This window comes from Arthrobacter cavernae (assembly GCF_017368795.1).
GTDB classification, from domain to species: Bacteria; Actinomycetota; Actinomycetes; order Actinomycetales; family Micrococcaceae; genus Arthrobacter; species Arthrobacter cavernae.
Genome location: NZ_JAFNLL010000018.1, coordinates 23693 through 48369 on the forward strand (window position 1 = coordinate 23693; position 24677 = coordinate 48369).

Sequence of the window (24677 nt, forward strand, 5' to 3'; positions counted from 1 at the left end):
CTTATGAACCGAGGACCATCCATTTGTCCGTCCGGGCCCGCAGGCCCAGCGTGACTCCGCGGGCGAGCATGTACCCCAGCGCGAAGACCGTCCACAGCCACACGAGCCGCGCCGCGCCGTCGGGCCGCGCCAGGTGGACCGCCAGCAGCAGCGGCGCATAGACCGTCAGGTTCACGACGCCGGCAATCGCCAGGTAGCGGGCGTCGCCCGCGCCGATCAGGACGCCGTCGAGCACGAAGACGAAACCGGCCAGGGGCTGCCCGACGGCGAGCACCCAGAGGGCAGCGGTGAGGGCGGACTGGACGCCGGCGTCGGAGGTGAACAGCAGCCCGGCCCACGGCGCGGCAAGCGCCAACAACGCCCCCGTAACCACGCCGAAGCCCAGGCCCCAGCGGATCATGGTGCGGGTCAGCTCGCGTGCCCTCCGCGGGTTCGCGGCGCCGAGTTCCTTGCCGATGAGCGCCTGCGCGGCGATCGCCAGAGCGTCCAGCGCGAAGGCCAGGAAGGAGAAGATAGTCATGGCGAGCTGGTGTGCGGCCAGGTTCACAGCCCCCTGCGCCGTGACCACCAGGACGGCGGCAAGGATGGCCAGGCGCAGGCTGAGCGTGCGGAGCATGAGCCACGAACCCACCTTGGTCATGGCGCGTATGCCGTGCCAGTCGGGCCGCAGCGACACACCGTGGCGCCGCGCGTTCCGGCCCACCATCACCAGATAGACGGCGGCCATGGCCCACTGGGCGATGCTGGTGCCGATGGCGGATCCGGCAACGGACAGGCCAATCCCGTAGACCAGGAACCAGTTCAGGGCGATGTTCAGGGCGAAGCCGGCCGTGGCCACCAAGAGCGGGGTGCGCGTATCCTGCAGCCCTCGCAGCACGCCGGTTCCCGCGAAGATCAGCAGCATCGCGGCCAGGCCGGGCATGGACCAGCGCAGGTAGTCAACGGCGAAGGCCTGCACGTCGCCCGTGGCGCCCATGGCGTCGACGAGCGGCTCGGCAGCGAGGAAGCCGGCGACGGCGAGCGCCGCACCGAGCAGCAGGGCCAGCCAGACGCCGTCGCGCCCTGCTGCGAGCGCCTTGGGGAGCCTGCCGTCCCCGATGGCACGCGCCACGGCGGGGGTTGTTGAATATGCCAGAAACACCATGAGTCCCACGGCTGTATGCAGCACGGTGGATGCAAGCCCCACGCCGGCCAATTGCGCCACGCCAAGGTGCCCCACGATGGCGGAATCGGCCAGGAGGAAGAGCGGCTCGGCGATGAGCGCGCCGAAGGCGGGCACGGCGAGGCGCAGGATTTCGCGGGCGGAGGAGGGCGTGGTGGAACTGGTCACTTTTTGGGGCACTGTCCCAGCCTAGCCGGGCGCCCGCGGGTAGATTGTGGCTGTGTCCACTGAGCATCCCATCACCGTTTCCGTCGCGCGCACCGTCCTGCCCGGTTACACGCGCCAGGCCAGCGCCTGGGCGGCTGCCGGCCAGGAACTCGCGCGCGAATGGCCCGGCTACTTGGGTTCGGGCTGGGTGCGGACGTCGGCCAATTCCGACGAATGGAACATGCTTTACCGCTTCGCGGATGCGGAGACTCTGCAGGCGTGGGAGGAGTCCGAGGAGCGCCGCTGGTGGATCGAGAGCTCGGCAGGGCTGCTGGAAGTCACGCGGGTGGAGCGCCGCACGGGGATCGAGGGTTGGTTCTCGCAGCCGGGTGACGTGAATCTGGTGGTCCCGGAAACCGTGGTGCCGCCGCGCTGGAAGCAGGCCGTGAGCATCTTCCTGCCGTTCTTCCCGCTGAGCCTGCTGGCCAATTTCCTGCTGCAGCCGTTCGTCTCTGACTGGCCCCTCGTGCTTCAGGTCCTGCTGAACACCTGCATCCTGACGCCGCTCATGACCTACATCTTCCTGCCCGTGACCACGCGCCTGCTCAAGCCGTGGCTGCAGGCCAAGCCGCGCCGTCGCGGGGCGTCACTTTAGTTGACACTTCAAGCTTGGCCTGTCAGGATTGACTTGAAGCTTCAACCAATGGGACTACCGCGAGGCTTCATGACAGCCAACCGCTATCCGAAACGGTGCAATCCCATGAACCAGTCCACCCTGACCAACACAGCCCTTACCGTCCTGCGCGTCATCGTCGGCTTCATCTTCGCCGCGCACGGCTGGCAGAAATTCAACGAATTCACCATCGCAGGCACCCAGGCAGCCTTCACCCAGATGGGCGTCCCCGCCGCTTCGCTCGTCGCGCCGGTGGTGGCGACCATCGAACTGGTGGGCGGCATCGCCCTGATCGCCGGCGTGCTCGCCCGCGTATTCGCCGCTCTGCTGGCGCTCGACATGCTGGGCGCCTTGTTCCTGGTCCATGCCCCGGCTGGAATCTTCGCGGACAAGGGCGGCTACGAGTTCGTCCTGGCCCTTGCCGCCGCAGCACTGGCCGTGGCCCTGACCGGCGCCGGGCGGATCTCCGTGGATGCTGCCGTCTTCGGCCGCAAGGCTTCCAAGCTCAGCGTGCTCGCGTAGACTCCATGCCCCCGCCTGGCGGCCACGCACCCGAGGTGCGTGGCCGCCGTCGTTTTCCATACCAGATCCGGAATATTTAGCCTTCGACGCCGCTCAGCTCGTCGGGATGACGTCCAGCTGGGCGGACTTGGCCACCTTGCCGGTCTTCAGGTCCACCGCGGGGATGGTGCGCGACGCCGGTTCGGTGACGAACGCCGTCGGGCCCTGGACGAACAGCGTGGAGCGCGGGTCCTGCCAAGTCTCCGACTCTTCCCACGCCGCCACCACGGCTTCGTGCGCGGCGACGGCCTCGCGGCCAGCCGCACCGCAATGCACGCCTTCGGGCTACACGCCGGCGAGCACCGGGGAATCAGCCGCAGAGTACGCAAGCCGGCCGCCGAGCCAGGTCTGCTCGATCCGAATGGAGCCCACCTCCTCCGCAGGCGTCTGCAGCGGATCCCGGTCCAGGACCACGAAATCGGCAAACTTGCCGGCCTCAATGGAGCCGAACTCGTGCTCGGAGAAGAGCTGCCAAGCGGCGTGGATGGTGTGCGAGCGGATCGCATCCTCGATGCCGATCCGGAACTCGGGGCCCAGCTGGACGCCGCTGCGGGTCAGCCGGGTCATGGCCACCTGGATGTTCAGCAGCGGGGACTCGGGCGTCACCGGGGCGTCGTTGTGCAGCGAGAACTTCATCCCGCAATCGGCGGCCGCACCCACCGGCGTCCAGGAATTGGCCCGGGCACCGAAAAGATCCACCAGGACATCGCCGTAGTAGTGGATGTGGGCCGCGAAGAACGAGATGGTGATCCCGAGTGCGTGCGCCCGCCCCACCTGCCCGGGCGTGATGGTGCCACAGTGTTCCAGCCGGAATCGACGGTCGGCGCCCGGGAATTCAGCCTGAAGCTGCGCCACGACGTCGAGCACCATCTCCACAGCAAGGTCACCGTGGACGTGGCATGCGAGCTGCCATCCGGCCGGCACATACTGGCGTCCGATCGCCAGCAGTTCATCGCGCGTGTAGTTGCTGCAGCCGCGGTGCCCCGGCTCCAGGCCTATCGCGCGGGTCGCCCGGCTGTCCTCGTACCCGAAGCTCGTTTCGATGTTGCCGATCCACGGCGAACCGTCGGTCCAGACCTTGGCTCCGACCTGCCGGAACATGGAATCGTCGTCGGTTCCGGCGGTCCGGGCGGGGCCAGCCGGCGTCGACATCTCATAGGCCCGGATCCGCACAGGGGCCTCCACGGACTCATAGAAACTCCGGACCGGGCCGTGCGATCCCGGGTGGAAGGCGAGGTCCCCGGTTGAGGTCACACCGGCGGCAGCCATGCGCTCCAGCTGGCGCGCCAAATACGGGTTGAAGGTCTTGTCGTTGACCTCCATTGCCGGGCCCATCAGGATCATCGACGCCGGGAGTTCCTTGCCCTCGCCGGTGAGAGAACCGTCCTTATTCCGGCAGTACTCAGAACCCGCCGGGTCCGGAGTGTCCGCCGTGACACCCAGCCGCGCCAGTGCGGCGTCATTCGCCCAGGAAGAGTGGGCCGAATAGTGCATGACGGACAGCGGGACCGACGGCGACAGTTCGGTGAGCAGCTGGCCGGACATCGCCGGAAGGTCTGGCAGCAGCAGGGGGTCCCAGCCGAACGCGACCACCCAGTCCCCGGGTCCTGCGCCGGCTACGGCGGCCTGGAGCTTGCCCATGACTTCTTCAGCCGATCCGCAGACCACTGCGCGGATGTCGATGCAGGCGGGTCCCAGGAAGTTCATCTCCGCGGTCGGGTGGCCGTGGGCCTCGACGAAACCCGGCAGCAGGGTGCGTCCGCCGAGGTCGTTGATCTCTGTGGCAGGGCCGATCAAAGCCGAAACATCGACGGCGGTGCCCACCGCCAGGATGCGGCCGCCAGCAACCGCCACGGCCTCAGCGATCGAGAACTCTTCATCGACGGTAATGACGTTGGCATTCAGGAAGACAGTTTCGGCGAAGGTGCTCATTGTGCGGCCCCCGTGACTGCAGTGGACGCTGTGCGGCCCGGGCGCAGGAGCCAGCAGACAAGGACGGCGGCAACCACAAAAATGCCTGCCTGGAAGGCCAGGCCCTGCCCGTACGCTTGGACATCAAGTACTGGGCCGGTCATGAAGATGCTGGAGATCGGGCCGGCGATGGCGAATCCGAGCCCGAAGCCGAACTGGCCGACGGCCGGCTTAACGGCTCCCACGGCTCCCAGTTGGTCCTGGGGTGCCGAGCCGAGAATGACGGCAGCCTGCGGGTTCTGCATCCACATGACGGCAAAGCCAACGATGAACAAGCCGACGCCGGGCAGGAGAATGTTGCCGGGCTTGTCGAGGAACAGTTGTATGGCCAGGCCAAACGCGCACAGCAGCAGGCCGGAAGTGAACATGGCCCGGTTGGAGATGGCAAAACGCTTCTGGGCGGTTCCGGCGACGATCGCACCGACGATCATGCCGACATACATGACGGCCACGACGACGGACACGGCCCCGGGGGCTACACCCGCCGGAATAGCCAAGGCCGGGTACTGGCCCAGCAGTGAAGCATCGGCCCAGTTGAACAGGACGCCCGCGATGCACGCGGCCGAGAAGGCCGGGATGCGGAAGAGGTGCATGGGAAATCCGGGTTCCTTGGCGCGCAGCTCCCAGATGGCGAAGGCAGCGAGCAGAACAGCGGCAAGTAGCAGGCCGCCAATCACTTCGGGAGCACCCCAACCCAGGCTGGACGCACGGCCGATCGAGTAGACCAGGGCCACGAGGCCAAGCCCTGCGAGCAAGACACCCGGGAGATCGAACTTCCGAGGCTTGGCCGCCTTGGTTTCGGGCACGAATGCCGCCGCAATGAGTCCCGCGACCAGGCAGATGAGCGCGGCACTGACGTAGTTGAAGCGCCAGCCGAAGACAGTCTGGATGGTGCCAGAGAGTGAGGTCATCAGCACGATCACGCTCGCGCCAATGCCGAAGAAGATGCCAAAGGCCTTGGGAAGTTCCGACTTGGGATAGATCGCGGGAATCATGGCCAGGCACATGGAGAAGGAGAGCGCGGTCCCGATGCCGGTCAGGGCGCGGCCAAGGCCGAACATCCACGCGGTGCCTGCCGTCGCGGTGACGATCGAGGCAGCGGACATCAGGAAGACGCCCGCAAGCAGTGTGCGCTTGCGGCCCTTGTTGTCGCCGATGATGCCGGCGCCCAGTAGGCTCGCGGCGAGGACCACGGTTCCCAGGCTCTTGAGGAACGAAGCCAGACCCGGGTCCATCCCGAGTGCCTTGGCGGCGGCCGGCATGGCCACGGCGTGCAGGGCGGGATCGCCGCCCTGCAGGGAACCAACGACTGCGATGCTGATCATCGCGGCCAGAATCTTCTTGCGGTTGCGGAGCTGGCGGTTGCTCCAGCTCGGTTCCGTGGGCCGTGCGGGCGTTTCCGCGCTCGGTGGCAGTTCCCGGGTGTGTGACTTGATGACCACGCCAGGCTCCTTCTAGTAAACGGGGTCGGCGGGGCCATGTCCGGATAATTGTGACGCGCATCTCACGTCGGCCCTGCATCAATGTTATTTCACGGCGTGGATTAAGTCACGAAGTTTTTCCCTCCCCTGTGTTGGCTTGGAATTTCAGGCCATTCTGGCCGCTACTGCCGCCAAGGCCGGCTGCCCGATGACGCGGCTTCGACCGGCCAGCACCATGCCCCGGAGCATCTGGTGCGGGGCGCCCGGGCCGAAGTCGACGTCAAGGCGTGTGATCGACGGCAGCCCACCGATCCCATCCAGATACCCGCGCATCTCGGTTTCAAGCCCCCGCCGGAATTCGGCCAGGAAGCCATTGACAATGAACAGCTCGGGATTCACCACGCCAGCCACGGTATCGATCGTGATGCCAAGCCAGCGCCCGGCGTCGGCGAAGGTTTCCGCTGTGCGTTTGTCGCCGCCGTCGAGCAGTTCACGCAACTCGGCCGTCATCGCCTCATGGCGGCTGGACAACCCACTCATTACGGTGGCGTAGTCCGCCCCCGTCGCCTGGCTGTAGATCGAGGCGAGGCCCAGGCGTGTCTCGGCACAACCGCGCCGCCCGCACCAGCATTGGCGGCCGCCCGGATCGATCACGATGTGGCCGAATTCGCCGGCCAATCCACCCGATCCGTGCTCCACGGTTGAACGGCTGAAGAGACCGCCGCTGACAGCGCCGCGGCCCCCGATATAGGCCACGGATTTGTCGTCCAGCGCGGGCTCCGAGCCACTGATGCAGGACAGCATGGAGTAGTTGGTTTCCCGGTCCACTCCCACCACAGCCGTGGATCCTGCCGCAGCCAGCATCTCCTCGACGTAGCGGCCCAGCGGTCCCTCGCTCCAGCCGTTGAGCACGGAGCGGACCACAGTGCCGCGTTCGCGGTTGGCGGCACCCGGCACGCCCACCTCCAGCGCCAGGACCGGGCGGGACTGGCGGGAGGCGACGTCGAGCAGTCCGCGTACAGCCAAGTCAAGATGAGGGAGATATTCCGCAAGGCCGCTGTATTCCGGGACCGGAAACTCATGGACGGACTCCAGCTCCCCCGTCAGGTTTCCGATCGCGGCCAGGATCCGGGTGCGGTCGCACTGGATGGCGAGCAGCACCCAGGGGCGCCTGGCAAGGGAGATCGGGCGCACCGGCCTGCCCATCGCGGGCTGTTCGCCGTCGGTTTCCTCCACCAGCCCGCGGTCCCGGAGCTCCTGGACCAGATTGGTCAGAGCGGACACGCGAAGTCCGCAATGGCCCGCTATCTCCGCCCGCGTCAGTGTCCCGTGTCTGGCCAGTACAGACAGCACGGAGGACAGATTGTGCTCGCGGAGTCCGGCAACCGAGGCCCCCGACTGGCCCAGCGGCCCGGACATAGCTACCCCGTTCATGTCCCTAGCCCTTCCCGCTGTGCGCGCCGCCAGTTCCAGGCGGCGGACCTCCACTTCATCATAGGACGGCCCGCCCGAAAGCGTCCGGCTGGAATCACAGACAGAAGCCAAGTCACAGAGCGGCACAACAGGACCCGCGCTCGTAGAGTGGCAGCATGAGCGAGCCCGCCTCCAACTCCGTCACCCTCCGTTTTCTCGCCGCCCCCACCGACGTCGGCCACAGCGGCTCCGTGGACGCCGGCACCGTCCTGGAGTGGGTGGACAAGGCGGCCTACGCGGCCGCCGTCGGCTGGGCCAAGTCCTATTGCGTCACCGCCTACGTCGGCAACATCCACTTCGCTGATCCCGTGAACAGCGGCGACATGGTGGAGGTCACGGCAACGATCGTCTACACCGGACGCTCCTCGATGCACATCCGCACCGTGGTCAGTTCCCGAGACCCCAAGGGCGGGCCGGAGACGATGCACAGCCAGTGCATGGTGATCTTCGTGGCCGTCGGGCCTGACGGCAAGCCGATCCCGGTCCCCCAGTTCGAGCCTTCTACGCCGGAGGAGATCGAGCAGCGGGACCATGCGCTGGCGCGGGTCACCGTCCGTGAACAGATCGTCAAAGCCATGAATGCCCAGGAATATACCGACGCTGGCACGGCCGAGCGTGTGGTGCTGCGCTTCATGGCGTCCCCCACCGACGTGAACTGGGGCGGCAAGGTGCACGGCGGCATCGTGATGAAGTGGATCGACGAGGCAGCATACGTCTGCGCCTCGCGCTACTGCGGCATGGACACCGTTGCGGTGTTCTCCGGCGGTGTCCGCTTCTACAGGCCGCTGCTGATCGGCCACGTGGTGGAGGTGGAGGCCAGGCTGGTCTACACCGGCAACAAGGGCATGCACATCGCAGTCCATGTACGATCGGGCGATCCCAAGACCCGCGAGATGAACCTGACCACGTACTGCCTCACGGTCATGGTGGCCCGGGATGCTGGTGGAACTTCAGTCCCGATTCCGCCGTGGGTTCCTGTGTCTGACGAGGACAAGCGCCTGCACGCCCATGCCCGGGAGCTGCTGGAGATCCGGGGCACCGCACCAGGCAACCGCCTGCCTAACCACCTGCTGCCGCAGGGGCGCTAGCTGGCCCGCCTGCCGGTCGCGTACGTCGGATCAGCCGGCGTGCGGACGCGGCCGCTCCGGCGTGCCGACAGGGTCGGGGTCGGGATCGGGAACCATCTCGTCCTGCGTTCGGGATCCGGCCGCAGCGGCCGGGCGTGACGTCACAATGGCAGCCATGACGGCCAGTGTTCCGGCGGCTACGACCCACATGATGATGCCGCCCAGTTCTGCGGCCGCGGGACCCGCTGCGCCCCACGGCTGGCCCACAGAGGTGTACCAGGGCGATTCCAGGGCTGCGGCCTGGGCGGTGAGGCCCCAGCCGTAGACGCCATAGAGTGCCGCGGTACCGGCCAGGACACCCAGCCGAGCCTTGCGCGCATGGCCTCCGCCGCCGTCGGGCCTGCCTGTCATCGCGCGGGTGAAGAGGCAGCCGGCCAGCAGGGCCAGCAGGGTCATGGCGCTGTATCCGAGCTGGCCGCGGGCCGACCAGCCCAGCAGGGGGGTGTAGTAGAAGGCGACGAGGGAACCGGCAATGGCATAGGCCGCGAAGTAGGGGGCTCTGGTGACGCCGGCCAGCACCGGCTGCACTGTGCGGGCGAGGATCTCCTTCACCCCTGTGCTGCTATCCGTCCTGCCTAGAATGGTGAGTTCGGCCAGGGCGAGCGGGGCTGCTGGGACGAGCAGCAGCGGCACGACGGCGGTCAGCATCATCTGGGTCAGCACGTGCGCGTTGAAAAGGTAGCCCTGGTAGACATGGATGCCGCCGTTCGTGACCATGAAGAGGACGGCGACACCTGCAAGCCACAACACGGTGCGGTGCGCGGGCCAGGTGCGGCCGGCTCTCCGGAGCCGGCGCACGCCCGCGAGGTAGAAGAAAACGGCGAAGCCGCACGCAAGGCTCCACAGTGGATCAGGCGCCCACTGGGAGATATACGCCCACAGCTCGGGTACGGGCAGCCCGGGATCCGTGGCGGCAGAGCCAAGGGACGTGGGTGGTTCCGTGCGCCCCAATGCCGTCGCCATCCCGACGGCCGCGCCCATGACAGCCAGTTCGGCCACGGCTAGGGCCGTGAAGTACCGGCCAGCCCGGTGCGGGTCAAGCTCAAGACGTCGCAGGGACCATTGCCTGTGGAGTGCGCCGAAGGTCCCGAGGACGATGAGAGCTGCTGCTTTGGCAACGACGATCCCACCGTAGGCGGTGGACAGGCCTCCCCACGAGCCGATGCTCGCCCATGCTGCCATGATCCCCGATGCCACAATGGTGATGAAGCACACCAGCGCCAGGGTGGAATACCGCCGGACCACCCCGTTCAGCTGGCCAGGCAGCACCGCCGGGCGCAGCAGGATCAGTACCAGCAACCCGCCCAGCCAGACCGCGGCGCTGCCTGAGTGCAGGATCACCGAGGTGGTGCTGTCCGCATGGCCGGCCCCGCCGGTCGCATGGGATTTCAGCACCAGCGGCACCAGCCCGGCGAACGCCAGCACCGTGGTCACTGCCACCATGCGGGGGCTTCGCAGGTTGAAGCACGCAAAGGCGACGGCCGCGGCCAGCGCGGAAGCCAGGACGCCGTAGCGCCCGGCATCGACACCGGTGAGGAATGACACGAAGATCGGCCCGAAGCTGTCGGCGGACACCGGGATGTTGGCAATGGTCAGGAAACTCAGGAATACGAACCCGGCGGCGGCAACGGCCCAGATGGCCGCCGACCAGCCGGCAATCCGTAGGGCCTTTGCATGCGCAGCCCCGCCGTGGGGCAGCGCGAATACTGCGAGGACAAGGGCGCCAATGCAGCAGGCATTGGCGAGATTGAACACGAGTTTGGCTGCCGGCAGGCCCCACGTCACGGCCGGGCCGGTCCGGTCAAGGATGCCGGGTTCGGCGCTGCCCCCGTAGCTGTAGGCCCAGACCAGCGCCAGGAGACCTGCACCCAAAAACGCGCCCACGGCCCCGATCCGCATCGTCAATGGCATATCGTTCCCTTCCGGAACCAGACCTTCCCAAGGCAGCGGCCGCAAGTGTGGCCCCTTCAGGGGTGGCTGGTAACTATGCCACAGTCTGGCGGCCATTCCTTGGGGAATCCTTATACACCTACAAGGTCCGAACCATCAACAGACGTAACACCACGGAAATCTTCCAAATCCATTGCCCGGGTTCCGTCCTGCCCATAATCTGTCAGAGGCGCGGCGGGACGAGAACTCCAGGCGTGAGTTCTGCAAAGCCGGCCACCAAGGAGGAACGAATGAACGTCAAAAAGCCACGGCACAGTTTCAAGTTCCGAACAGCAATAACTGTCGTCGCGTTGGCGGCATCCGCCGTCGGGTTCGCCGGCATGACGGCGCCGGCACAGGCGGCATCATCAAGCGGCTGCGAGGGCGGCGGATTCACGGTTCTCGGGAAGACCGCACAGTTCAACAGCACAGTGCCCGCACCCACGGGCCGCTTCCTCGTCCAGGGCAAGTACGTCCAGTTCGAGGTCGACCCCACCAATTTCGCCATCCACAACTACACCTTCACCGGCGCAGCAAACGACCTCGACCTCACCGGCGGCCGCGTGACCCCTGTCTTTGAAAGCAAGATTCCCGACCACCGCGGCCTGGCGCTGACCAGCGACGTCTCCCTCGAGCTCACGGACACCGACGTCCAGCTCAACCGAACCGGCACCGGCGGCCTGTCAATGAAGATCCAGGCCAAGGACTGTGCAGCCGGCGGCATCTTCCAGATGGAACCGGCCCGCGGTGACGGCACCCGGACGCGCATCGTCCACCGGCTGGGGACCGGCGCGTTCTACTTCGACAACGCAAACTTCCGCGCCCACCTCGGTGAGTTCCGCGGCTCGGAGTGCACCAGCGTGCAGACCGGACCGGCCAGCCAGTTCTGCGTGAAGGTGACGCCCCGGGTCAACATCGGCAACGACCTCTCCGAAAAGTTCGTTGTCCGCGACAGCCCCCAGGTCGCCACCCGCATCCTGCAGCCCGAGTGCGGACCGGACTTCACGAACAGCCTCGGCCTCAGCGAGACCCGCGACCATTGCGGCGGCATGACCATCTGGGACGTGGCCAGCGGCGGCCGGATGGGAATGGTCACTGGCGAGGACGCCACTGAAGTAGCCAACCCGGCCACGAACTGCACCCAGAACTGCCAGGCCCAGAACCAGGTCAAGGGGCGGCTGGATGACCTCGGCTTCCCGTTCCCGGTTGCCGAAGGGAGCCGGCTGACCCCGCGCACCTCCACCCAGGGACTGACCGCGGCACTCACGCCGTAACCGGCAACACCCACCCGACCGTGGCGTGGCCGGGCCCGCAATGGGCCCGGCCACGCCACGGTCTTGTCGTACCTGGTTCAGGCACCCCTGGTTCAGGCTTCCTGGGGGGCGACCGCCATCTAGAAGCCGCCGCCGCCGGACTCGCCCGCCATGTTGGCAAAGCGGGAGTAGTGGCCTTGGAAGGCGACCACGATGTCCTTTGTGGGGCCGTTACGGTGCTTGGCGATGAGAATGTCGGCCTCGCCGGCGCGCGGCGATTCCTTGTCGTAGACGTCTTCACGGTGGAGCAGGATGACCATGTCGGCGTCCTGCTCGATGGAGTTGTGGACTGCGATCCCGTTGGCAATGAAATTGTGGTTTCCCAGCACCGTGGCGTCGAAGACTTCCTCTTCGCCGTCCGGTTCGATGGCGATGATGCTGTCCCAAAACAGGTCATTGATTGCTTCAATGTCGAGCTCGGCGCTGTCGAGCACCTCGGCTACACGGCCCAGTCGCTGCCGTGAAGGAGCCGACTTGAACAGGGAAGAGCCACAGTATTTTGTTCCGAGTGCTTCCTGGAATTGGCGATGGCTGAGATCGCTGTCATCCAAAATCTTGCGGACTTTGTCCCATACCTGAAGCGGCATAGTGTCAACATTTGTATTTGGGGTGGTCCGCTTGACGATTTCAAGGAGCCGCTCAGCATTGGCTGAACGCTCGCCATGGACACCGATCTCCTGCAGGAACCGGCGCTGATCATCTGATCCGGAAACGTCAAGCGTGTACCCTGGACGATAGTTTTCCTTGAGCGTAGCCCGGTGGACCCGGGCGGTAATCCCGAACCTCAGCAGCAGGCGCGCGATGTCGTCTACCAGTCTTCTTGAGGTGGACGCATAGTAGACACGCCCGCCGTTTCCAGCCTTGTTAAGGGTGATGGATCCATCCGTAGCCCACAGGTGCCGGAGGAATAGCGCGATTTGCGACTTCGGCAGTGAAAACACCGACTCAGGGGCAAATTTTTCGTGGCTTCTGAGACCGAAAAGGCCCATTCCGTCCAGCCATTGCGCAATCGGGTTCCGTTTGCCACGCGCCAGCCTGAACGGTGCAGGCAGCCTCAGGGTCGTGCAACGCGCGACAGCATAGTCATCGCGTGCAGGCGTCACACCAAAGAATCCCGCAGCTTCGCTCACTGCCGTGATGTTCTGCTCATCACGTGTCGCGTAGCGAATTGGCTGGCGGCGCACAAATGACCCGTCGCCAATCAGGTGGGCCAGCATGATTACTTGCCGGTCATCCCATTCAGTCCGCGCCGAGGGACCGTCCACGTGGCGGGGCACTCCCAACCTGTCGCCGGGAGCCAAGTCGCCTAGGGCCCGCCAACCTTCGTAAGTGAAAAACGGGTGGTTCGCTGTTGCACGAATGGTTCGCCCGGAAGCCAAAGTCAGTTTGTGGACTGGCTTGATACCGGTTGAGAAGACATGAGTGAGATGGCGTTCGACGTATCGAAGATCGTCACCGAGGGACCACACCGGAACATCCTTTGCGCCGGCTTCGAAAAGCTCGCCCATGGTCGTTTCGGAGCCGGTGTCGGATCGCAAGACCCGGGTATCCGCTGTGAGACAGCCGGATTCGCGGAGGTCCGAGACCATGGGGCGCTTGTCGGCGCGCTGCTCGGAGCCACGGTTCAGCTGCGACAGGGCGATGACCGGGACCTGGAGTTCCTTGGCCAGGAGCTTGAGCGCACGCGAGAACTCGGAGACTTCCTGCTGGCGGGACTCCACCTTCTTGCCGGAGCTCATGAGCTGGAGGTAGTCGAGGATCACGAGCTTGAGGTCATGCTGCTGCTTCAGGCGGCGGCACTTGGCCCGGATTTCCATGAGCGACATGTTGGGGCTGTCATCGATGAACAGCGGGGCGTCGTTCATGCGGCCCATGGTGGTGGCGATCTTGGACCACTGCTCGTCCTTGATGGTGCCCTTGCGCAGGTCCTGCAGGCCGATGGTGGCCTCGGCGGAGAGCAGGCGCATGGCGATCTCGTTCCGGCCCATTTCGAGCGAGAACATGACCGTGGCGAGGTTGTTCTTGATGGCCGCGGAGCGGGCGAAGTCCAGCGCGAAGGTGGAATTGTGCGTGGGGATGAAGGAGCGGCCTGCCAGGTACAGATGCGACTCGTGGGCCACCTGAATGCAGCGGACGGGGACAGAGTCCACGGGACGAACAGCCGTGATGAAGCGCTGGGTTCGTTTCGGGGTCGCGCGCGCGTCCCGCTCCTTGTGCAGGAGGTGCTTGCGCTGGAGGCCGAAAACCGCATCCGACGAGGCGAAGGTGATGGTGAACGACGTCGACGAGGCCTCCGAGCGGCCGCTGACGGCCTTCTCGCTCCATCCGGTGCGGTAGCCCAGACTGTGGATGAGTTCCCTTGCGTCCTCGGCCAGTGTGCGGGAAGTTACGGCAAACTGAACGCATCCGCTTGACGTGACCGTTCCATCGCTGTCCAAGAGACCCGCCAACAGCGCCCTTCTTTGCTGCTCGCTGGCGCGCAGGTACCGCAGAGGAATGTGCTTGTTCCCCAGGACGCCGAGGGAACGCAGGAAGGTGAAGCTCTCGGCCGGCAGTTTCAGCGAATAGGTGATTCCATCGACAACGGCGGTCTCGTAGCCCTCCTCGCCGATGCGCATCAGGACCTCGGGATCGGCCGTAGTGACCCGCGCGGCATTGGAGTGGCCGTCCCCCAGCCAGGCGCCCAGCGTGTAGGGACCGATCGGCAGCTGGGCCTCGGGCAACTGCACGGGTTCGGAGTTCACCACCGAATGGTTCAGCCGCGCATCCTTGGTCTGGCAACGGAGCGAGGCGGCGATTTCGGTGGTGGTCCGGACAGCAGCGTGGATCCACGTGGGCTTCATGCTTCGGGAAGCCTCCTGCGCTGACTTCCGGGAGGCCCGCGTCTCCGTTAGCCACTGGTGCTCCGCGTCGGCAACCAGGGTGGAGCCGTCGTCGAAGGTTACCTCGAAGCACTGGCGGCCCAGCATGACATCTGTCACTGCGACCACGGTGGTCGGCCTGCCGTCAGCGGCAAGGACCTCATCCCCGGCACGGACCTCCCCCATGGTCGTCCACCCGTGCGGAGTCGGCAGCGGCGTGTCCAGCGAAAGGGCCTTCCCAACAGCCGGGCGCGCCGCGATGACGATCATCTGGCCCGGGTGCAGGCCGTGCGTCAGCTCATCGAGCTCGTAGAAGCCGGTGGGCACGCCGGTCATGCCGTCGCCGCGGTGGCCGGAGGCCTCGATTTCGTCCACGGTGGATTCCATGACGTCCTTGAGCGCCACGTAGTCTTCCGCGGTACGGCGTTCGGCCACGGCGTAGATTTCGGCTTGGGCCTGGTTGACCAGGTCCTCGACTTCGCCGTCCTGGCCGTAGCCCATCTGGACGATCTTGGTGCCGGCGTTGACGAGGCGGCGCAGCACGGCGCGCTCAGCCACGATCTCGGCGTAGTAGCCGGCGTTGGCGGCGGTGGGGACGGTCTGGATGAGCTCGTGTAGGTAGGCGGGGCCGCCGATCCTGTTGATCTCACCGCGCTTGGTCAGTTCATCCGAGACCGTAACGGCGTCGGCGGGTTCGCCGCGGCCGTAGAGGTCGATGATGGATTCGTAGATGGTTTCGTGCGCGGGACGGTAGAAGTCGTGTCCGCGGACGATTTCAACGACGTCGGCGATCGCGTCCTTGGAGAGCATCATGCCGCCGAGCACAGACTGTTCTGCCGGGATGTCCTGCGGGGGTTTCCGGCTGGCGTCCGATGCCCGGGGTGCCTCGATTGAGTCCAAGTGCGTAACTGACAAAGCCGTCCTCCATTGTGTACCGCGGCAGAAATCTACCGACGGTGCGTAAAGCGCAGGTGACCCGGCATGGATTGCCCTGGGTTTCCGGTGCCCGCCCGTTGATCCCGTTGTATCAACGGGGGCAGACATTTTCCGTTGTCCCCAGTTTCCACAACTTATCCACAGAACATTCCACAGCGCATGTTTGAGCACGGCTGGAAGGGTGCCCGCGGGCCTGGAAAAGGGCGGACCTCATACCTGAAACAGGTACCTCAGCTACGTTAGCCCTGCTTTTCCGAGCCGCCAACTGGGCCCTGTGGACAACGTGTGGAATACCTCCCCCTGGTTGTGCACAGCCTGTGCATTGCCCTGTGGACAGAGAAATTCTTTTCCCGGAAAATAGTCTCTGAGCTGGGAAAATACGCTTGGCGGCGTGTGGATTAAAGAAATTTTGGCCCTACAGTCATCCACAGCTGGCACACCCGGCGCGCCGCTTCAGCGCGCAGCAAACGGACACCAAGGCACAAAACATGCCCCAACTGTGATGCGCCGCATATTGCCTGCCGAAATTTGACAGTCCCTTCTCGGAAGTCTATGCCGGTCCCGGAATGTGCTGTGGATAACTGCGATCTGGCATAAGCTCTAAGCATGGGTCTGAGTCTGGGTGACGTACTGATGATCGGACTGCCTCTAATCGTGCTTGCTGCGGTCCTGTGGGGGCTCACGGAAGCCTTCAAACCACGCGACACCGGGACCTCCGACGCGGAGCGCTACCAGCGTGAACTGGCGGTCCGTTCGGCCGCCCATCAGGCCGCCCAGTCTCAGGCCGCCATGGCGGCCCGGGCCCGGGTGGAGGCCTCCACCAAGCCCAGCCAAAACGAGGCCCAGCAGACGCAGCAGGACCAGCAGTCCCGGGCTGCCCTGAAGGCCCAGGCCGGCTCCAGCCCCCGCGCGGGGCAGGCCGGCTACCAGGGCCCGGTCCTGCCCAATGGCCAACTGAATCCGCAGTTCGCCCTTCAGCTGCAGGCCATGGCGCGCAGCGGCCAGAAAATCCAGGCCATCAGGCTCCTGCGGCAGGCAACGCATTCGGACCTGTTGACCGCCAAAAACTACATAGATCGGCTCTAAAGCATGGATTCACTGTTGGTACCCGTCATGATCCTCATCGCGGTCATCGTCGGAGTGCTGTTGATCAGCCGCAGCGTGGCCCGCCGCGCGGCAGGCCACCGGGAACACGCCGCCGCCGCGAAGGTGCGCAAGGATCCCGCCGAACTCGCACGCGAATCCGCTGCCAAGCTCAGCGAGGAACAGCACCGCAAGCTCTACTCGCTCATCGCGCAGGGCCAGGCCATGGCGGCGATCAAGCTATACCTGGAGGCAACCGGAGAGGGCCTGCGGGCCTCGCGCGACGCCGTCGGCGCCTTGGCTTCACACCCGCAGCCCTTCACCCTGCCGGGCGCAGCGGCACCGGACGCGGCCTCGGACGACGAACCCGAGCACTTCACCTACCGGTACCGGGCGATTGCCAGCAAGGGCGACGTCACGCGCGAAGTCAGCAGCAACATGCTCAACGACGAAATCTACGGGCGCATCCGGACGCTGGCCAAGAGCGGCGACGTCGAGGCCGCCGCCGTGGCACTCACGCGGCACTCGGACATTTCCATGAAGCAGGCCCTCGAGTTCATCGAACTCCTGGACGACTAAGTCCCCCGGCGCGCCTGCGGCACGGCTAGAAGTCGAACAGCTCGCCCAGCCAGCCTTCCTTCTTCTTGGGCTTGCGGCGGTCGTAGTCGCGGTCGTAGCCCTGCTTGCCATAGCTGCGGTCGTCGTACCGCGGCTTGTCCCGCTGGGCGTACCGCGGGTCCGTGCTGTTGTAAGCAGGGGTGCCATAGAGCGGCGGGGGCGTGAGCCGCGGCTCGGGCAGCGGCGGCACCGGCGGGGCCGCAGGCGGCTGTGCGGGAGCCGCGCCGAATCCGCCGGAGGCGCGGTCGATGATCTTGTCGAGCTCGCCGCGGTCCAGCCACACTCCCCTGCACTGCGGGCAGTAGTCGATCTCCACACCGCTGCGTTCGCTCATCACCAGGTCAATTGAATCCACAGGACACTTCATGACCGGCTCAACGATCCAGCCCCCGGAAAAGTTCGGGCGCCGGAAAAGTCGGGCGCAGCGGTTCAGCGGCCGCCGGAGATGCCTGCGAGCAGCTGCTCGAACGGCAGCGAGACCATCGGATCCGCCTTGCGGCGCGGCTGCGGCCCGCTTAGGAGTTGCACCAGCTCCCCCGCGGCACGCTCCACCCGCTCGGATAGCGGCGAGGCGCCGTTGTCGGTGTTTCCCCAGTCCTGGGGGCCCGCGAAGACGGACGTCTGGGTCGTCCGCGTCCGGAGGTAGCTGAAGAGGGGCCGCATGGCGTGGTCAATGACCATCTGGTGCCGGTCCGAGCCGCCCGTGGCGCCGAGGAGGGCGGCCTTGCCGTCCAGGGACTTGGGGTCCAGGACGTCGATGAAGGACTTGAACAGGCCGCTGTAGGAGGCGCTGAAGACGGGCGAGACGGCGATGATGGCGTCCGAGTCCTCGACGCCGGCGATCACCTCGGCGAGGCGGGGAGCCGCGTAGCCGGTGACGAAGTTGTTGGCGATGTCCACGGCCAGGTCCCGGAGCTCGATGACGTCCACCTGCGCCTCATAGCCCGCCTGGGCCAGCTGGCGCTTTGCGGAGGCGGCGAGCTGGTCGGCCAGCAGCCTGCTCGACGACGGGACGCCCAGTCCGGCGGAAAGTACGGTTATGCGGCGGGTCTCCATGGCGATCTCCTGTTGCTCGGTGGCTCATAAACAGTACATGCGTTTGCATCTACATTCACAAACCGGGGAGCCGCGGGATTTATTCCAGCCCTACAGCTGCACGCTCCCGCGGATGCACGTGACCGAGTTCCCGCCCACCCAGATATCCTCGCCGTCCGCCTCGACGTGGATGCGCCCCGCCCTGCCCAGCACCGTCCCCTGGGCCGCCACGTACTGCCTGGGTGCCCGGCCGCTGCCGATGAGCCACTGGGCCACCCCGGCGTTGAAGCTGCCCGTCACAGGGTCCTCCACCATGGCATCGCCTGGAATGAACGTGCGGACCTCGAAATCCACGCCGGCACCGGGGGCATGCGGGCCAACAATGCCCACGTTCAGCTCCCCCATCGCCGCAAGATCCGGCTCGATCGCCAGCACCTGCGCGGCCGATTCAAGCAGCACGCCGATCCACTGCGGGCCGTTGACCAGCCACGACGCGCCCAGCAACGCTGTCTCCGGCAGGCGCAGGCCTGCGGCAAGCTGCACCAGCGTGGCCTCGTCCACGGGACCGGAGCGCGTCAGAGGCGGGGCAGCAAACGCCAGCCAGCCGCCGTCGTGCTTGATCCTGACCAGGCCCGCGCCGCACTCCTGGACCACCACACCGTCCTGCTTCGGCACGCCGCCCGCCTCCAGCCAGGCATGCGCGGAGCCGAGCGTGGGGTGCCCGGCGAAGGGGAACTCCTCGCTGCCCGTGAAGATCCGGACGCGGTAGTCGGCGGCCGGATCGGTGGGCGGCAGCAGGAACGTGGTCTCGGAGAGGTTGGTCCAGTTCGCGAAGTGCTGCATCGTCTCGCTGCTGAGGCCTTCGGCATCGACGACGACGGCGAGCGGGTTGCCGCAGTAGGGCTCGGCGGAGAAGACATCCACTTGGGCAAAGGGCCTGGCGCGCAGGGCATCGGGGTTCACCGCTGCAGGCTATCACCGGGGCTGACAAGCTCGACGACGTGGACCGTGGCGTCCTCGCCGAGCTGGTCCGCACGGGCTACGGCCACGTCATGGCCGAGCTGCACCGACACCTGAGGCTGCGTTGGGTTAAAGCGAAAGACCCCCGCCACCGGAATTCGGTAGCGGGGGCCTCTCGTGCAGTCAGAAACTGACTACTGCTACTACTTGCTTACGACCTCGAGGTCGATAACAGCAGAAACGTCCTCGTGCAGGCGGACGTTGGCCTGGTACGAACCAACAGACTTGATGTGGTTCGGCAGTTCAACGTTGCGCTTGTCGATGGCGCCGAGGCCAGCGGCCTCAACTGCAGCAGCGACGTCAGCCGGCTTGACGGTGCCGAAGAGACGACCGGACTCGCCGGCCTTCACTACGAGCTTGACCTTCTTGGAGGACAGCGCAGCAGCCTGGGCCTGTGCAGCTTCAACAGAAGCGTGCGCACGAGCAGCGCGGGCAGCCTTGATGGACTCAACCTGCTTCTCGCCACCCTTGGACCAGGTCAGAGCGAAGCCGCGGGGCAGCAGGTAGTTACGTGCGTAACCGTCCTTGACCTCGACAACGTCGCCAGCAGCACCGAGACCGGTAACTTCGTGGGTCAGAATGAGCTTTGCCATGTTAGTTAGTCCCTTCCTTAGCCGCGGCCAGCGCCGGAGTAGGGCAGCAGAGCAACTTCGCGGGCGTTCTTGATTGCCTGTGCGATCTTGCGCTGTTCCTGAACCGTGACGCCAGTGACGCGACGTGCGCGGATCTTTCCGCGGTCAGAGATGAACTTGCGCAGCAGTGCTACGTCCTTGTAGTCGATGACAGTGATGTCAGCGGCCTTCAAGGGGTTGGACTTTGGTTTGGGCTTACGGAGTTCAGCCTTAGCCATCGTGGAGCTCCTATTCTATGGAGCCCGTGGATATTGATCCACGGGATGGTGGTGTTCGACGGCGGTTGCCGTCCGGGTGCCTCGCGGCACTTCCGGCGGGTTCCGGCGTCGGACGATTTCTGTTTGTTTTAGAAGGGAGGTTCGGAATCCGGGCCGTTGCCCCAGCCGCCGCCTGCATTGCTGACCCCGGGCGTAGCCCAAGGATCTTCCTGCGCTGCGGGCTGGTTGCCGCCCCAGGTTCCACCGGAGTTGCCGCCCTGGTTTGCACCAGCGCCGCCTCCGAAGCCACCGCTGTTACCGCCGCCGAAGCCGCCCTGGCCACCCTGGGCGCCGGAGCGCTGGGTGCGGTTGACCTTGGCATTGGCGTAACGCAGGCTCGGGCCGATTTCATCGACTTCGAGCTCGATAACGGTGCGCTTCTCGCCTTCCTTCGTTTCGTAGGAACGGCTCTTCAAACGGCCGGAAACGATGACGCGCATGCCCTTGGTAAGGGATTCGGCCACGTTCTCGGCTGCTTCGCGCCATACCGATGCGCGGAGGAACAGGGTTTCCCCGTCCTTCCACTCATTGGACTGGCGGTCAAAGGTCCTGGGAGTAGAAGCGATGGTGAAGTTCGCTACTGCCGAGCCAGACGGTGTGAACCGCAGCTCCGGGTCATTGGTGAGATTACCGATGACCGTAATAGTGGTTTCGCCTGCCATCTACTGCCTCCTTGTTCGTTCCTGCGGGATAAAGATTGAAAAGCCTGGAGCTGAAATTACTCAGCAACGACCTTCTGGTCTTCGGGGCGGATGATCTTGGTGCGCATGATGGTCTCGTTGAGAGACAACTGGCGGTCAAGTTCCTTGGCGGTAGCCGGAGCAGCGGTGAAGTTCACCACGGCGTAGATACCTTCGGACTTCTTCTTGATGTCGTAAGCCAGACGGCGACGGCCCCAGATGTCAACCTTTTCGATGGTTCCACCATCGTTGGTGATGACGGTGAGGAACTTCTGAAGCGACGGCTCTACGGTACGCTCTTCGACCTCGGGGTCGATGATTACCATCAATTCGTAAGGACGCATATGTGAACCCACCTCCTTTGGGCTAAGCGGTTACGGTATTTCCGTAACAGGAGGTTCATTTGCGATGCCGTGGGTCCGCCCGCCACCGGAAATTCGGCAGCGGGACGTAGCACAGACTTCAATATCCTAGTCCATCTCCCGTGTCCAATGCTATTCGGCGGGTTCGCGGGGCAGAACGGGCGAGTCGGCGTATGTGGAAAACCGGGACGCCAGCGGCAAACTAACTCCATGACCATCCTGAAGTCCGTTACCCTGTTCGTTCTCGCGGCAGCAGCCGAGATCGGCGGTGCGTGGCTCGTGTGGCAGTCGGTGCGTGAAGCCAAACCGTGGTGGTGGGCGGGCCTGGGCATCGCGGCGCTGGGCATCTACGGCTTCGTGGCGGCCTTCCAGGACGACGCCCACTTCGGGCGGGTCCTTGCGGCGTACGGCGGCGTGTTCATTGCCGGATCGCTGGCGTGGGGCATGCTGTTGGATGGCTTCCGGCCCGACCGCTGGGACATCATCGGCGCCATGATCTGCCTGCTCGGCGTTGCCATCATCATGTTCGCGCCCCGGCCGGGTGCCTGAGGACGGCGCCTGAACCGGCCAGGTGCCTGAGGACGACAAAACCCCTGGAAGGTCATGGACCTTCCAGGGGTTTCCTGTGCGCGGAGGGGGACTTGAACCCCCACCCCCTTTCGAGGACTAGCACCTCAAGCTAGCGCGTCTGCCATTCCGCCACCCGCGCAGGGTGATTCGGAGAAAACCACCGAGCCACCGGCGTTTCGTTTTTCTCCTTAACAGCGACAAAGACCCTAGCACGCGGATTCCGAATCCGCAGAGTTTGCGCAGGAGACTGCAGCCAAGGCAGACCGGCCGCCCGGAACGGCACCGGAGCGCCGCCGTCGTTCTTGGCTAGGGTGAGGACATGAAACAGGCAAGGGTCAGGCGTAGCCGGCTGCGCTTTGTGGTCATGGTCATCGCTGGCTCTGTGGCGGCCGTCGTCACGGGCCTGGCCGGCGACTGGCTCGCGGCTCCCGCCGTCGGCTGGGCCGTGGCCGCGTTCATCTACGTCGCCTGGGTGTGGCTGGTGGTCGGCCGGATGGACCCCGAGCAGACCCGCTTGCACGCCACCGCCGAGGACCCCTCCCGTGGCGTCACCGACGTGCTGATCCTCATCGCAAACCTGGCCAGCCTCGCCGCGGTGGCCGCCGTCGTCGTCGGCTCCCATGGGGACGGAACGCAGGGCACTCGCCTCGTGTCGGGCGCGCTGGCCCTGCTGTGCGTGGCACTTTCATGGATGCTGGCGCAGACCCTCTTCACGCTGCGCTACGCGGAGCTCTACTACGGCACGGGCGATGCCGCGGGCGGCGAGGTGGGCGGCATCAGCTTCAACCAGGAGCGCCCGCCGCAATACACGGACTTCGCGTACCTGGCCACGAGCCTGGGCATGACCTACCAGGTCTCGGACACCAACCTGGAGAACCACCGAATCCGCGCCGAGGCCCTCAAGCACAGCCTGCTGTCCTACCTGTTCGGCACGGTGATCCTGGCCGCGACCATCAACCTGGTGATCGGGCTGGCGGGATGAGGGCCGGCGGATGACAAAGGGACGCTGGATCCTGTTCTGCGCCGTCGTGCTGCTCGTGATCGCGGCCGTGATCGCCTTGACGGGGAGGCAGACCGTCTGCCCGGCGATCATGTACTTCAACACCTCGCCGATCGAACTGAGGTTCGCACGGACGCCGGACGCCGTGAGCGCCTGTTTCGGGCCGGACTGCAAGCCTGCGGAAGTAAGGGTGAACGACGACGGCCGCTGGCTCGTGCCGCAGGAGCCCCCGTACGCCGTGCACACGTCGTCGCCCTCCCGCAGGCTCGCCCCGTCGCTGCCGGTACCGCCCCCCGACACCACGACTCGGGCAACACCGACACCGACCGCGACCGCACCCGTCCCCTTCATCGGCGGCGTGAGGAGCATCCGCGTGGTGTCCCAAACCGGGGGCCTGCGGCTCGATGCCGTCTACGACATCCATACACGGAGCCTCGACCCCTTTTCGCCCTGCCCGGGCCGCTACGAGTACCTCCCGGTGGAGGTTGGCTGACGACGCAGCGGCTCCCGGCCGCCGTCGGAACTAAACGGCCGTCCGGAAGAACAGTTCCGCCACCCTGGCCAGGTAGTGCGGGTCCTCGACGCCGCAGAGCTCGCGCGCCGAGTGCATTGAGAGCAGCGGGACGCCGACGTCGACTGTCCTGATCCCCAGCCGGGTGGCCGTCAGCGGCCCGATCGTGGAGCCGCAGGGGACATCGTTATTGGACACGAACTCCTGGTACGGGACGCCGGCATCGCCGCAGAGCCGCGCCCAGAAGGCCGCGCCGGTGGCATCCGTGGCGTAGCGCTGGTTGGCGTTGATCTTCAGCAGCGGGCCGCCGTTGAGGACGGGCCGGTTGGCGGGATCATGCCGTTCCGAATAGTTGGGGTGGACCGCGTGGCCGGCGTCCGCGGACACGCAGAACGACGCCGCCAGGGCCCGACGCCGTTCGCTCACCGAGGCGCCCAGACTGTCGGACATGCGGGTCAGGATGTCCTCGAGGATGGGTCCGCAGGCACCCGAGCGGGAGGCGGAGCCGATTTCCTCGTGGTCGAAGGCCGCCAGGACCGCGATGGGTCCGTCCGCCGGCGCTCCGGCACCCCTGGAGGCAGCGGCGTGGGCGATCAGCGCCGCCAGGCCCGCGTGGGTGGAGGACAGGTTGTCGAGCCGCCCGGACGCGAAGAACTCCCCCTTGGCCCCGAAAACCGCGGGGGCCTGCGTGTCGGCAACAACGACGTCGTACCCGCCGATCTGCGCGGGATCAACGGTGGCGCCGGAAACGCGCTCCGCGAGGAGCCCAAGCAGGTCCTCGCCGGCGGGATCGCCCAGCCCGAACACCGGGTTCATGTGCTGCTGCTTGCCCAGCGTGAGGCCGTCGTTCACGGCGCGGTCCAGGTGGATGGCCAGCTGCGGGAAACGCAGCAGCGGGCCGGTGGAGGTGAGGTGCTCGGTGCCGTCCAGCATCACCAGGCGGCCAGCGAGCTGCAGTTCACGGTCCAGCCAGGAGTTCAGCAGCGGTCCGCCGTAGACCTCCACCCCTGCCTGCAGCCAGCCGAACTTGCCGGTGGTGGGCTTGGGCTTGAGCTTGAACGACGGCGAGTCCGTGTGGGCGCCTAGGATGTTGAAGCCCGTGGTGGGGCCTGCGCCGGACGGGGTCACCCAGGCGATGAGGGCGCCGTCGCGGATCACATAGAACCCGCCTGCCCCTGCCTCCCAGGGCTGCAGCTCGTCCAGGACCGTGAAGCCCGCAGCGTCCAGCCGCCGGGCTGCCTCGTGGACGGCGTGGAAGCTCGACGGCGAGGCACTGACGTAGGCGCCGAGGTCCTGGATGTGGTCTGCTGCGGAGGCGTTCGAAGGCATGCCCCC

At 65.9% G+C, this 24677-nt stretch carries 24 protein-coding genes and 1 tRNA gene; 9 read left to right on the forward strand and 16 right to left on the reverse strand.

The genetic code is table 11. From position 1 onward, the window contains the following. Position 1: 1 nt before the first annotated feature. Positions 2 to 1342 (reverse strand): MATE family efflux transporter, encoded by a 1341-nt coding sequence (locus J1902_RS09400; RefSeq protein ID WP_207615991.1) that lies wholly within the window; start codon positions 1340 to 1342, stop codon positions 2 to 4. A gap of 40 nt (positions 1343 to 1382) precedes the next feature. On the opposite strand from J1902_RS09400, the gene J1902_RS09405 reads away from it, so the two are divergent. Further along, a complete protein-coding gene (locus J1902_RS09405; protein WP_207615992.1) occupies positions 1383 to 1964 on the forward strand; it encodes an antibiotic biosynthesis monooxygenase in 582 nt (193 codons plus the stop codon). Positions 1965 to 2069: 105 nt separating this feature from the next. After that, positions 2070 to 2504 carry a DoxX family protein gene (locus J1902_RS09410; RefSeq protein ID WP_207615993.1) on the forward strand — a complete coding sequence of 145 codons (435 nt, stop codon included), beginning with the start codon at positions 2070 to 2072 and terminating at the stop codon, positions 2502 to 2504. Between the two features lie 93 nt (positions 2505 to 2597). Here J1902_RS09410 and J1902_RS09415 read toward each other — a convergent pair whose 3' ends face one another. From J1902_RS09415 to J1902_RS09430, 4 genes are all read right to left on the reverse strand, one after another. Continuing rightward, the gene (locus tag J1902_RS09415; RefSeq protein WP_207615994.1) at positions 2598 to 2819 is read right to left on the reverse strand and encodes a hypothetical protein; all 222 of its coding nucleotides are present in this window, start codon (positions 2817 to 2819) and stop codon (positions 2598 to 2600) included. Positions 2820 to 2828: 9 nt separating this feature from the next. Further along, a complete protein-coding gene (locus tag J1902_RS09420; protein ID WP_207615995.1) occupies positions 2829 to 4475 on the reverse strand; it encodes an amidohydrolase in 1647 nt (548 codons plus the stop codon). Beyond that, positions 4472 to 5956 (reverse strand): MFS transporter, encoded by a 1485-nt coding sequence (locus J1902_RS09425; protein ID WP_207615996.1) that lies wholly within the window; start codon positions 5954 to 5956, stop codon positions 4472 to 4474. The genes J1902_RS09420 and J1902_RS09425 overlap by 4 nt, the downstream gene beginning before the upstream one ends. A gap of 144 nt (positions 5957 to 6100) precedes the next feature. Further along, on the reverse strand, positions 6101 to 7369 hold the full coding sequence (locus tag J1902_RS09430) for an ROK family transcriptional regulator (protein ID WP_207615997.1): 1269 nt from the start codon (positions 7367 to 7369) through the stop codon (positions 6101 to 6103). Between the two features lie 155 nt (positions 7370 to 7524). Here J1902_RS09430 and J1902_RS09435 point away from each other — a divergent pair, with 155 nt between their 5' ends. Further along, complete coding sequence (locus tag J1902_RS09435; RefSeq protein ID WP_207615998.1) at positions 7525 to 8496, forward strand: acyl-CoA thioesterase; 972 nt, start codon at positions 7525 to 7527, stop codon at positions 8494 to 8496. A 30-nt stretch (positions 8497 to 8526) separates the two neighbouring features. Here the strand turns inward: J1902_RS09435 and J1902_RS09440 are convergent, their stop codons facing one another. Next, positions 8527 to 10446 carry a bifunctional copper resistance protein CopD/cytochrome c oxidase assembly protein gene (locus J1902_RS09440; protein ID WP_207615999.1) on the reverse strand — a complete coding sequence of 640 codons (1920 nt, stop codon included), beginning with the start codon at positions 10444 to 10446 and terminating at the stop codon, positions 8527 to 8529. A 269-nt stretch (positions 10447 to 10715) separates the two neighbouring features. On the opposite strand from J1902_RS09440, the gene J1902_RS09445 reads away from it, so the two are divergent. Beyond that, complete coding sequence (locus tag J1902_RS09445) at positions 10716 to 11738, forward strand: hypothetical protein (protein WP_207616000.1); 1023 nt, start codon at positions 10716 to 10718, stop codon at positions 11736 to 11738. A 119-nt stretch (positions 11739 to 11857) separates the two neighbouring features. On the opposite strand, the gene J1902_RS09450 is transcribed toward J1902_RS09445, so the two are convergent. Continuing rightward, positions 11858 to 15553, reverse strand: coding sequence for a replicative DNA helicase (locus J1902_RS09450; protein WP_207616001.1), 3696 nt, complete (start codon positions 15551 to 15553; stop codon positions 11858 to 11860). A gap of 627 nt (positions 15554 to 16180) precedes the next feature. Here J1902_RS09450 and J1902_RS09455 point away from each other — a divergent pair. Both J1902_RS09455 and J1902_RS09460 read left to right on the forward strand, forming a co-directional pair. Then, positions 16181 to 16660 (forward strand): hypothetical protein, encoded by a 480-nt coding sequence (locus J1902_RS09455; protein WP_207616002.1) that lies wholly within the window; start codon positions 16181 to 16183, stop codon positions 16658 to 16660. A 3-nt stretch (positions 16661 to 16663) separates the two neighbouring features. Next, positions 16664 to 17236 (forward strand): hypothetical protein, encoded by a 573-nt coding sequence (locus tag J1902_RS09460; RefSeq protein ID WP_207616003.1) that lies wholly within the window; start codon positions 16664 to 16666, stop codon positions 17234 to 17236. Between the two features lie 25 nt (positions 17237 to 17261). On the opposite strand, the gene J1902_RS09465 is transcribed toward J1902_RS09460, so the two are convergent. The 7 genes from J1902_RS09465 to rpsF all read right to left on the reverse strand — a co-directional run bounded on the left by J1902_RS09465 (position 17262) and on the right by rpsF (position 21243). Next, the gene (locus tag J1902_RS09465) at positions 17262 to 17630 is read right to left on the reverse strand and encodes a TFIIB-type zinc ribbon-containing protein (protein ID WP_372434448.1); all 369 of its coding nucleotides are present in this window, start codon (positions 17628 to 17630) and stop codon (positions 17262 to 17264) included. 74 nt (positions 17631 to 17704) lie between these two features. Next, a complete protein-coding gene (locus J1902_RS09470) occupies positions 17705 to 18331 on the reverse strand; it encodes an FMN reductase (RefSeq protein WP_207616005.1) in 627 nt (208 codons plus the stop codon). A 90-nt stretch (positions 18332 to 18421) separates the two neighbouring features. Next, positions 18422 to 19273, reverse strand: a complete 852-nt coding sequence (locus J1902_RS09475; protein ID WP_307794412.1) for a PhzF family phenazine biosynthesis protein — start codon at positions 19271 to 19273, stop codon at positions 18422 to 18424. 200 nt (positions 19274 to 19473) lie between these two features. Next, positions 19474 to 19923, reverse strand: coding sequence for a 50S ribosomal protein L9 (gene rplI, locus J1902_RS09480; RefSeq protein WP_207616006.1), 450 nt, complete (start codon positions 19921 to 19923; stop codon positions 19474 to 19476). A gap of 17 nt (positions 19924 to 19940) precedes the next feature. Then, complete coding sequence (rpsR, locus tag J1902_RS09485; RefSeq protein WP_003800144.1) at positions 19941 to 20180, reverse strand: 30S ribosomal protein S18; 240 nt, start codon at positions 20178 to 20180, stop codon at positions 19941 to 19943. A gap of 128 nt (positions 20181 to 20308) precedes the next feature. Continuing rightward, positions 20309 to 20881, reverse strand: coding sequence for a single-stranded DNA-binding protein (locus tag J1902_RS09490; RefSeq protein WP_207616007.1), 573 nt, complete (start codon positions 20879 to 20881; stop codon positions 20309 to 20311). Positions 20882 to 20937: 56 nt separating this feature from the next. Beyond that, positions 20938 to 21243, reverse strand: a complete 306-nt coding sequence (gene rpsF, locus J1902_RS09495) for a 30S ribosomal protein S6 (RefSeq protein ID WP_207616008.1) — start codon at positions 21241 to 21243, stop codon at positions 20938 to 20940. A gap of 228 nt (positions 21244 to 21471) precedes the next feature. On the opposite strand from rpsF, the gene J1902_RS09500 reads away from it, so the two are divergent. Then, positions 21472 to 21810, forward strand: a complete 339-nt coding sequence (locus J1902_RS09500) for a YnfA family protein (protein ID WP_207616009.1) — start codon at positions 21472 to 21474, stop codon at positions 21808 to 21810. 77 nt (positions 21811 to 21887) lie between these two features. Here the strand turns inward: J1902_RS09500 and J1902_RS09505 are convergent. After that, positions 21888 to 21970, reverse strand: a tRNA-Leu gene (locus J1902_RS09505). 180 nt (positions 21971 to 22150) lie between these two features. Between J1902_RS09505 and J1902_RS09510 the strand changes: the two genes are divergently transcribed. Both J1902_RS09510 and J1902_RS09515 read left to right on the forward strand, forming a co-directional pair. Beyond that, entirely contained in the window at positions 22151 to 22813 is a 663-nt protein-coding gene (locus tag J1902_RS09510; RefSeq protein ID WP_242701813.1) for a DUF1345 domain-containing protein, read from the forward strand. Positions 22814 to 22823: 10 nt separating this feature from the next. Beyond that, positions 22824 to 23324, forward strand: a complete 501-nt coding sequence (locus tag J1902_RS09515; RefSeq protein WP_207616010.1) for a hypothetical protein — start codon at positions 22824 to 22826, stop codon at positions 23322 to 23324. 30 nt (positions 23325 to 23354) lie between these two features. Here J1902_RS09515 and J1902_RS09520 read toward each other — a convergent pair whose 3' ends face one another. Then, positions 23355 to 24671, reverse strand: a complete 1317-nt coding sequence (locus J1902_RS09520; RefSeq protein ID WP_207616011.1) for a M18 family aminopeptidase — start codon at positions 24669 to 24671, stop codon at positions 23355 to 23357. Positions 24672 to 24677: the final 6 nt, after the last annotated feature.